Genomic DNA, 11,202 nt, shown 5'->3' on the forward strand with positions numbered 1-11,202 from the left:
CCACTAAAGATTTGATTCCTTGAGTCCTGAATCCAGCAATATTTGTTTTGCCTGATCATCACTTAAATCGAAGTGATAGAAATCACTGTAGAATTCCTTGGTAGCATCTACCATGTTGATGTCCTTGTAATCACCAGGATACAGACATTTTGCAGTCCATGGAACTCCGATAATCATGTTTGCCCCAACAGGCCTGTCAAACCATTTGAACGGGGACTGTGGAGATAGATAAACTTCCTTGTTTTTAACGGCATCAAGTTTTCCCCAATTAGAATCGGAATAAACTTTTGCATAAAATTCAGGGTCATTTGTGATAATTTTATCAGGATTCCAGCTCATGACCTGCTCAATGGATACCTGAACGCCACCGGTGGTGTTTCCCTGAGCAACAGAATCAGCCACATTTATTCCACCAATCAAATCAATTAACTGCCCGTGTGTGGAATGTGAAGGAGTTGTCTGAAGTCCGTCATCACCTTGGGCATAGTATACTCTGACCTTATCGGAATCTGACAATTTAGATGACCTGTCATGCACAATATCCAGGTATTTTTGGTTGAAATCATTCAATTCTTTAGCCTTGTCCTGGGCTCCGACAACTTCACCCATAAATGTTATTGATTCGCCTACCTTTTCAACATTTGTTGTGTCTTTAACTGCAATTACAGGTATTGAACCGAATTTTTCCTGTCTCTCTTTTACTACAGAGGCATCACCGTCACCGCCTTCATCAATAGACTCAATTACGATATCAGGTTCGGATGCGATAAATTCTTCATAGCTTCCGTCTTGTGTTCCATACCATCCACCAACAACGGGATAGTTTTGATATTGGCCGGGAACATATTTCATTTCATCATCTGTCCACTGGAAGTTAACGGCTTTCAGCTTATCCGGTGCAATCATATACAGTACAGTAGTCATTGGAGGGCTGGTTGCTACAACATTGCTGACAGAAGAGGGGATTTCAACATCCCTACCAATCATATCGGTTACATTTTTAGAACCAACAGTCTCAACAGTTGAAGGAGTTAAAAACATATGCGTAGCAACTCCTGCTATTACTAAAACAATCAACAATAAAATAATCACTTTAATTTTCTTTTCCATATAATCCCTTAAATATATTATGTCGATAGAAATATATGTTCATTAGGTTATTTATAAGTTTTCTAAAATATTTCTATTACAAAAAAAATTAGCATAAATTAGTAGTAATGGACATATTATTATTTAAATTATTATAATTTTAATATAAAACTTTAATTCAATATATTTCTTTAAAATAAAAATTTTTATCATTATTATTTTAGGTAATAAGGATAGATTTGCTGATTTAAAAAATTAATATTTGCGATAATTTTTTTTGTTATGAATTTACTAACAAAACGAACATATTGAACAATGTTTTGATCCCATTAAATAAATACATGATTAATAATTTTAATATTTTAAACATGAGCTATCAAAATAAACAATATGTCCATTAATTTAATAAGAAGCATCTTGAAAAATGTCTTTTAAAAATAGTCCAATCTAATATAAAAAAATAAAAAAAGAACAAATATGCAAAAAACATATTTGTTCATGTTGGAATTTCACTTTCTGGAACTTCATATGAGTAAGTTACCTTGAATACCCTTGAGGTTGAATCAATTAAAGATCCAATGGAAATTTCAATAACATTACCTGCAGAATTGAATTTTGAAGCATCGAATGTAAATGTACCAATGCCCTCAATTACATCAAAGACAACTTCCACTTCATTATCAGTTCCACGGTTTAAGGTAGCAAACATGTCAAATACAGGCAGATTTGAATCCAACTCACCATATTTATAGAATTTAATGCTGTAATTGCCCAATGAATTACAGGTCATGTTAAATTGAATGTTTGTTGTATTGATTCTTGGACACATTGTTCCATATCCAACAACCCCGGTGTCATTATCCCAGGTTTCAAGATCGTTTGTACCGTACCAGTTTGGCTCCAATTTTAATTTGTCTTCGGGATTATATAATCCATTTCCATAAATTCCAAACGGATTGGCACTTAACTCACCTAAAATCATCATGCTTGGACCTCTTGCATTTCTGTAGATTGCATTGTCAGTTACATGAGGTTCGACCGCATTCTGGGCAAGGTCATAACCTGCATTAAATCTAATGCCTTCCAGAACATTGTCAGTGATTGTATTTTGAGTGATTACAATGCTTGTTGAATAATTAGCCTCAAGAGAAATGCCCATATGGTTTTCATAGATGTGATTGTGGTTGATTGTAACATTTACTGCTGAATTGTTTAAGAATATTCCATATCCTGACGGGCCTTCCGGAACAGCCATAGTGTACAGACCAATTTGTTCGGTTATCTCATTGTTAAGTATCTCCGTATTTGCAACATCAAATCCATATTTAATACCATAATTGTTTTTTCTTAAACTATTGTTATCTATAACAAGATTGGATGAACTCTGTGCGAATATTCCGCTTTCAAATAAAGTAATTGAATTTTTTGATAATTTTACGCCTGTGGAATTAGAAACAGATACTCCATAACCGAGCATATTAACAGTCCCATCATCATAACTTGAGATTTTAGAACTATCCAAAACATTTGAAATGACATTATCAACTATATTTACATTATTTGCACCATCAACAACAATTGCATCCCCGGACTTTCCATTAACTGAAAAACCGCTGATATTGACATTATCGGCAGAAATTGCAAATACAGGACTATTTGATTTAGCATTTAAACTAGTTGACCTTGAGGAGAAAATATTCAAATCTTTACCAACAGTTAATGCAATGTCAGAATAGTTATCTCCTAAAAATTCAATATTCGAACCTGATAAAGCATTATTTAAAATGTTTTGAATTTCATCGTTTGGCAGCCCATCATCGACAAAAACAGTGTTTGATTTGTCTGAAATAGTGATTCTATTCGTTTTTGAAACTGCTTTGTACTTATCATTACCATCATATTCAGTAACGATGTCAAAAGATCCCACATTTAAATTAAGACTTACGCCAGCGGTTCCATTGGAATCTGTTGACTTTGCAAAACTTTCACCGTTGACATTGAATGAAATATTTTGATTTGCAAGCGCATTGCCGGAATTATCTTTCAAGGTTACCTGATAATCCTTTTGAGCATCACTAGAGTATGTTTTATCATAACTGGTGATTTGAGTGGATATTTTTGAAACAACTATTTTGCCAGTAGCTTTTGAAGCTTTATAAGTTCCACTTCCTTTATAATTAACATCAACAGAATATGAATTTTCATTTGCAAAATTAACATTAATAGTGGCCTGACCCTTACTATTAGTTGTTTTGGAGTAAGTTTTTCCATTTACTTTAATGGTTAATTTTTGTTTGGATAAAACCTTACTTCCGGCTTTTAGGCTAACAGTATAAGTTTTTGATTCATTAGGAGTCATGGACAATGTTGGAGCGGTAATCTTAGTTGCAGTCTTATCCACTTTAATTTTACCGTTAGATGAAGCCTTTTTGTAAATTTTACTTCCTTTATAAGTTGCTTTAACTTTATAAGTCTTTAATTTGCTGAATTTGACCTTAATTTTAATTTGACCATTGGAATTGGTCTTTTTAGTGTATTTTTCACCGTTAATATTGACAGTTACCTTTTGTTTTGCTATTCCTTTACCGTCCGCATCCTTCAAGCTTACAGTATAATATTTAACTGTTTTTGGAGGAATTGTGATACTAGGAGTTGTCATTTTAGCTTTTTTAGATGAATATTTTACAATCAATTTGTTTGTTTTAGAAACTGCCTTGTATTTACTGTTTCCTTTGTAAGAAATGGCAATCTTATACGTTTTCTTGTTTTTGCTGAATTTGAGTTTTACCTTTGCAATGCCTTTGGAGTTGCTTTTCTCAGTGTATGTCTTGCCATTGACCTTGAATGTTACTTTCTGATTAGCCAATGCATTACCATTTGCATCTTTTAATGTAACTGAGTAGTATTCTGCCATTTTAGGAATCATGTTTAAATTTGAAGAAATGATTTTAGTAGCTTGTTTTTTAACAATTATTTTTGCCTGAGCAGATGATTCATAATAATCAATACCTCCATCACCCTCATATTTTACAGTCATTGTGTATGTTCCTTCTTTTGTCTCACTTATTTTAATTTGAGCCCTACCATTTTCATCAGTTGTAAAGTTGTGATTTATTGATTTGAAATTGAATGTTAATGTTTCACCAGAAATGGCATTACCATTCATATCAGTTAAAGTCGCTGAAAATACCTGATTTGAATTTGGATAAGTATTTACATCTGAAACGGTGATTTTTGTATTTGAAGGGGTTCCCGGAATATCCGTATCATTAATGGCTAATGTTTTAGATACCTTACTGTCGAAATTAGTGCCTGGTGTTGGAAATACGGCGGTTATAACATTTCCAGATTCATTAAATTCATCCACATAAAATCTGACTGTTGCAGTCCCATTTTTCATCATGACGGTCTTATAGACATCCCCATCCTGAGGTGCAGCACTTTCACCGACCTTATTCAAATAGAATGTTACTGGAACTGAACTTAAATCTGTTGCAACATTGCCATTTGCATCGACGATTGAAATTGAGTAAATTCCTTTTTTAACTTGTGTGATTTCACTTAGTTGCAATTCATAGTTGCCGGATTTTGACCATACCTTCTGAGGGGCATAGTATATATTCGGACAATTTACAAACGAATTTATCTCAAAGACATATCCCAGATACATTATTCCCTGATGGCCGTAATATTCTCCATTGCCTTCACCTACATAAATATAAACGTCCTTAGCTGCATCATAATTATACTGGCCAATAGAAGGTTTATATTCATATACCTGAGTCCAAACAGGTCTGTCTCTATCTCCAGTACCATATCCACCATAATTAATCATATAATTGTTAGTAATTATTTCAAGGTTATTTGCATCCTTAATTGATATGTCATTAATATTTTTAACATGAAAATCATTGAAAACTTCCCATAGATAATTCTGATTGAAGAAATTACCTTTTATTTCTATTTTTGTAATGTTATAATCAACATAAACCCCATTGTTTTTATTGAATGCAATATAATTGCTTAAAATATTAACATTATCTGATGAGAGCAATCTTATCCCATTTGCATTTTCAGTAATGTTATTGCAATTTATGGTCAAATACCTGCCGGTTCCTGAAAATGAAATGCCTGCAACATCATTGTTTGAAATATCATTATTTGATATGGTTGTTGACGAGGAATCCATAATATTTATACCATATTTAGAATTTCTAATATTTGATGATTTGACATTAACATTTTGAGAATTTTTAATGTTAATGGCATTATTTGCATTTAAAGCAGTTACATTTTCAATCAGACAATTTTTAGCATTTTCTATTCTTATTGCATCGGTATATGCTCCGGAAGTTATATTGCAGTTTTTAATTTCCACATCATCGGCACTGACCAACACTCCATAATCCTTTTCATCGTAAAAATTATCGGCCATTACTGTAAATCCATCAATAACTGTTCCGCCAGCATTGGGTGATATGTAAAATATTCCCCTATATCCTGATCCTTGAGTATTGCTCGGACACCCACTCATTGTAGTTTTGACATTGCTTAGAATTGTTAATTTTTTATTTACTACAATGTGGCAATGCACATAATTTCTACCTTCAATGATTATTGTATCTCCTGCATTGGCCTTGTCAATTGCTTTTTGAATTGTAGGATTTGTCATTTCATTATTAGTTTCATCAACTTCCTTCACAACAATTGTTTGAGGTGAGGATAAAACTGAATTATTGTAATTACTAGTTTCTAATTGATTCAAAGCATCTTCTAATTGCAAATCAGATTCACTTGAATCGGAAGTTAAATTATTATCAATATTGTCTTCACCAGCTGCAACCGAGCTTATGCACATCACAGTAATGAATAAAACTGATAATATAATAAGCGATTTATTAAGTTTCATATTTTCCCCCATATTTTTTTCAAAATTTTATTTTCAATATGTAATATTATAACAATCGATATAATTAATATATTTCGGTTTGTTTTGGAAAAAAACTAAAAAAAATAAAAATAAAAATAATGATTTGAATAAAGATATATAATGAAAAGATTAAAATAATGTAAATACATTATTTTTTAACCTGCAATGTTGTCTTGACCATTGATTTTAAGTATTTGACCGTGACTTTATATTTTCCCACCTTTAAATTCTTGAATTTGACAGTAGCTATTCCCTTTTTATTTGTTTTTGCAGTGTAAGACTTGCCGTTAATCTTGAAAGTAATTTTTTTACCTGAAATTGCCTTTCCTTCGCTAGTCTTTAGGCTAGCGGAATATTTGATTTTTTTGGCCTTTTTCACTGTTGCGCTTTTTGCTTTCAGAACTTTTTTAACAGTTATTGTGTTTTTTGCCGAAAATCCCTTGTATGAAGTAGTGATGGAATATTTTCCAGGAAGCAGGCTGAATGCTTTTGAAGCATAGCCTCCCTTATCTGTCTTTACAGAATATGTTTTTCCGGATATCTTCATAAGCACAACCTCATTTTGACCTACAGCTTTGCCATTTGAACCTACAACACGAACTTTAAATGTCACTTTACCGGAATAATCTGCAACAACATTTTTATTGCCGATTATTTTAGAAGGGTTCAAAGCAACCCCTAATGTGATTGATTGATTATTAAATTTGGAAGTGATTGATGAAACTTTTGGAACATACACTGATTTTGACCCATATCCGTTTTCAACAACCAAAATGCCTCCCGTAGATAAGCTCACATTAAAATTCGGCAAGTTTTTAGGGCTGGCAATTTCAGAGATTGAATTGTTTTTATTCTTCACCTCATTAAAACTAACTTCAATCTTAGCATTTTCATACTGCATCAATGGGCTGGTGCTTTTAAAAGCCATTAAAATCCATGTGAAATCATCAGAAACATTAAGGTTAATTAAATCTTCAAAATCCGGATCATTACTCCCCCACCAGTTATTGGATAAATTACTATTGTTGATATTTGCATATATTGCACTGCCGGCTGAGGCCTGGTTGTTGAACATCAAACTATAAGCAATATTTATGTCTTTTCTTGCAATGATTGCTCCGCCTTGAGAACCTGCAACATTATTTTCAAAAACGGCACCAACAATGTTTAAAATGTTATTGTTGTCAATGGCTCCTCCATTAATTGTTGCCTTGTTGTTTGTGAAGTTTGAACGTAATATCTCCAAATTTCCACCATTATCAATAACTCCTGCGCTATAAGCCTGATTACTGTCAAATAATGAGTCTGTAATTGCCATCATTCCAGAATTATCGATGGCTCCGCCATAACTTTTAGCCTTGTTTGATTTGAATTGGGAATTGGTGATGTGAACATTAGAATTATAGTTGAATATTACTCCTCCTTCATCAGCTCCAGTGTTGAATGAAAATATTGAATTATCGATAGAAACATTGCCCATGGCTAGTGATAAAACTCCTCCTTTACGGGTTATTTGATTATTATTGAATTTTGAATTAGTCACTATCAAGTCAGAAGATGAATATATTACTCCTGCTTCAGATGCCTTATTTGAACTGAATATTGAATTGTCAATATTAGTTTTTTCAACATTATATATTGCCCCTCCAAAATATGCTTCATTAGAATCGGATTTAAAAAGGGTTATCAACAAGTTTGCACCATTATAAATCACCCCTCCATAGTTTGAAGCAATATTTTTATCTGTAGCAACATCATTAATATTCAATTCTTTTTTATTGTATATTCCACCGCCATTTCCAGCTTTATTTGAACTTAAAACATCATTTTTCAGAGTTAAGTTGCCGTCATTATAAACTGCACCGCCATCGTTTGCATTATTATTTCGTAATTCAGAATTGGAGATGACTACCGGAACTTCACTAATACAGATTCCCCCACCATTTTTAGCGGAATTATTGGAAATTATGCAATTGTCAATCCTTGCCACGTCAATATTTTTAAGGGACAAGCATCCGCAATATATTCCTCCGCCAGTAGTATCTGCAGAGTTATTGGACATGACAGAATCAATTAAGATGATTGACCCGTCATTAACATCAATACCTCCTCCACGATTGGCGGAATTATTAATTATGGAAGTATTTTGAAGAGTCAGTTTTGCTTTCGCTTCGACATAGACTCCACCTCCATTGATAGCAAAATTATCTAAAACCTGGCAATTCTTAAGAAGTAAGCTATACTCGGAGACATAGAGTCCTCCGCCCTGTCTTATAGGATTTGTATTGTTTACAATAATTGAATCATAAACTTCACATATTCCCCAGCTTTTTATTCCGGCACCCAAATCAGTACCTTCATTTGATATGACTTTGGAATTATAGACCTTTAACATTCCCCGGTTGTTATAAATTGCTCCGCCCCGTTTAGCGCAATTGTACATGAATATTGAATTATACACATTCATTTGTCCCCAAATATTATAAATTGCCCCTCCTTCTCCACACTCATTATGAATAAAAGAGGAATTTATAATATTCACAACACCATTTGAATTATCGTTTTCGATTGCAGCTCCTGAATCTGCTGTATTTCCCTCGAATTTAGAATCGTAAATATTTAAATTAGATTTATCGGAACAATATATTCCTCCACGTTCAGCATGACTATTAATGATTGTTGAATTAAAGATACTTAATGTGCCTTGATTATAAATGGCGCCACCAGTTGCATCTGAATAACCGTTAGCCATAGTTAGTCCGCTGAGGGTTACTTTTATATTTTTTGAAATTTCAAAAATTCTGGACGTATTGTTTGCATCTAGAACAGTGCTTGACTGCGAACCATAAATATTAATGTCCTTATTGATTTTTATAGGATTATCTTCACTAACATAAGTCTTATTTTCCAAATAGATGGAATCTCCTGGATCAGCATTGTCAATCAATTTTTGTATTGAATCGAAATTATCTCTTGTCAGATTTGCATTGATTTCATTATCCTGTGCATATACGGCGTTTATGAGCAATATGGAAAAAAATAGAATAAATAATGTTAAGCTTAATTTTTTAATTTAAATCTCCCCCAAAAAATGATAATATAAAATATTGAGCTGAGGATTGACTAATGAAAAAATAAAAAAGAAAAAAAAGAAAATTGTTGCTTATTTATTTAACAACAATTTTACCTGCTTTAAGTCCTGAATTGTAGGTTTTATCACCAGCAAAACTAGCTACATAACTGTAAGTTCCTTTTTTAGTTAATTTAACTGTAATGGTTGCAACACCTTTACTATTGGTTTTAGCAGAGAAAGATTTACCGTTGACATTGATGGTTACTTTTTTCTTTGCAACTGCTTTATTACCTGATTTTAAAGTAATTTTAACTTTTTTAACCTTTTTAACTTTGAATGTAGCTTTAGGAGCTTTAAGAGTCACAGATTTTTTAGATACAGTTTTTGTTACTGTTTTTACAACTTCTTCTGGTAAAGTAATTGAACTTGCGCTGGCTGCAAATTTAGCGGTTGCCACAAAATTAATATCAACAGTTTTACCGGATTCTCCGTTGATGATGAAAACGCCTTCGTCATCTGTAGTTAAGTTTACAGCAGCACCATTATTGATGGAATAGGATAAAACAGCACCGTCAATACCGTTACCTGAAATGTCTTTTAAAGTTCCAGTAATTTTTGTTCCATTAATGTTAGAAATAGCAATTTGAGTTTGAACTAAGTCTGCTTTTGGAATTACAATGTTACTAGGACTTGCAAATTCATCTCCCCAGTCATTACACCATACGACTAAAGTTTTTACACCTTCTGCAACATCATTACCATTAACTGCAATTTCTGCATATGGGTTTAAGGATCCTGATCTGCATAAAATATGTAATAAAGTTACACCGGAAGTAACAACAGAGTCATTGTATTTTCTAACGATATTTTTGGTTACATTAATGTTTCCAAGAGTACTTGGATAACCGTGAGCTGTGTTTCCTTGTTCAGCTGCAATCAACCAGTTATTGTCAATTACATCGAATGTGTTGTTGGAAATGAAAACACCACTTGAAGCTTTTTGAATACTGATTACAGGGAATGCATCCCATGAATAAACTCCATCATCAAATGAACCGCAATTTGTAAAGGTATTTCCTGTGATGAAGGTTCCGTCAGTAGATGCTCCTCCAAAGAATATTGAATAAACATTGTCCTTGAAAGTGTTGTTTAAAATTTTTGCATCTCCGCTTCCACCTGCAATTGAAATTGCATCCAATACTTTGCCTTCAAATGTATTGTTTAAAATAGTTGTATAAAAAGATCCCATTACGCTAATTATTTTAGAACCTTTTTCTTTGTTAACAGTCGGGTCATTTATAAGTTTGGTTGCATATCCACCATTGAATTTACTGTTTTTAACAGTAATATTGTTACATGAGGAAACTACAACGGCCTGATTGAAATCTTTGAATACACAATTATCCACAATTCCACCTTCAGCAACGGAACCTGCAAATTGGATACCCCAGCCTGCTGCATTACCGTTGTAGGTCAAATTATTTTTAGGGTTGGTGTCAATGAATGTTAATCCCTGAATGGTAACTCCTTTAGCTTTTACATCGAAAAATCCATTACCGTCACCATAACCATAGATAGTTGTGGCCCCATTACCTTTTATAACAAGATTGTCTTTTGAAACAGTTATTGTATTGTTGGTTATATCATAACTTGCAAAATTACTTAAATCAACGATTCCTCCATCTCCGGCAGCATCAACTGCAGTTTGAATAGCATCAGAAGAATTGGTTGTTGGTGAGACGGGATCTGCAGCCAATAACTCAACATCTTCTATAGCTACAGCATCTGTATCTTCAGCTGCTACAATATCGTCAGCAGCATTTTCTGCAGATACTGAACTAACAGATAATGCGATTAAAAGAACTAAAAAGATGGATAAAAATATCTTTTTGTTATTCATGTTTTTTCTCCTAAAATTTAAATTATGATCAAAAAACTAATATAAAATAAAAAGATTATTATTCAAATTACCTCTTTTTTATCGGATATTAGTCAATTATTATTTATTTACCGATATGCAATATAAATCTTATTATTTATCGAAAACTAAATAAATTATTATAAATTATTTAAATTTTAAAAAATAGTCAAATTAAACATTATAATTAAA

General features: G+C 32.6%; 4 protein-coding genes. All 4 read right to left on the bottom strand.

The features are described 5' to 3' along the window. Nucleotides 1–3 precede the first annotated feature (3 nt). Entirely contained in the window at nt 4–1,110 is a 1,107-nt protein-coding gene (locus tag ACKI32_RS00655) for an ABC transporter substrate-binding protein (RefSeq protein ID WP_407412750.1), read from the bottom strand. 475 nt (nt 1,111–1,585) lie between these two features. Continuing rightward, on the bottom strand, nt 1,586–5,998 hold the full coding sequence (locus tag ACKI32_RS00660; RefSeq protein ID WP_407412751.1) for an Ig-like domain-containing protein: 4,413 nt from the start codon (nt 5,996–5,998) through the stop codon (nt 1,586–1,588). 169 nt (nt 5,999–6,167) lie between these two features. Beyond that, entirely contained in the window at nt 6,168–9,047 is a 2,880-nt protein-coding gene (locus tag ACKI32_RS00665; protein WP_407412752.1) for an Ig-like domain-containing protein, read from the bottom strand. Nucleotides 9,048–9,186: 139 nt separating this feature from the next. Next, entirely contained in the window at nt 9,187–10,992 is a 1,806-nt protein-coding gene (locus ACKI32_RS00670) for a right-handed parallel beta-helix repeat-containing protein (RefSeq protein ID WP_407412753.1), read from the bottom strand. Nucleotides 10,993–11,202 lie beyond the last annotated feature (210 nt).

The sequence above is a fragment of the Methanobrevibacter sp. genome (assembly GCF_045611865.1).
GTDB lineage: Archaea > Methanobacteriota > Methanobacteria > Methanobacteriales > Methanobacteriaceae > Methanocatella.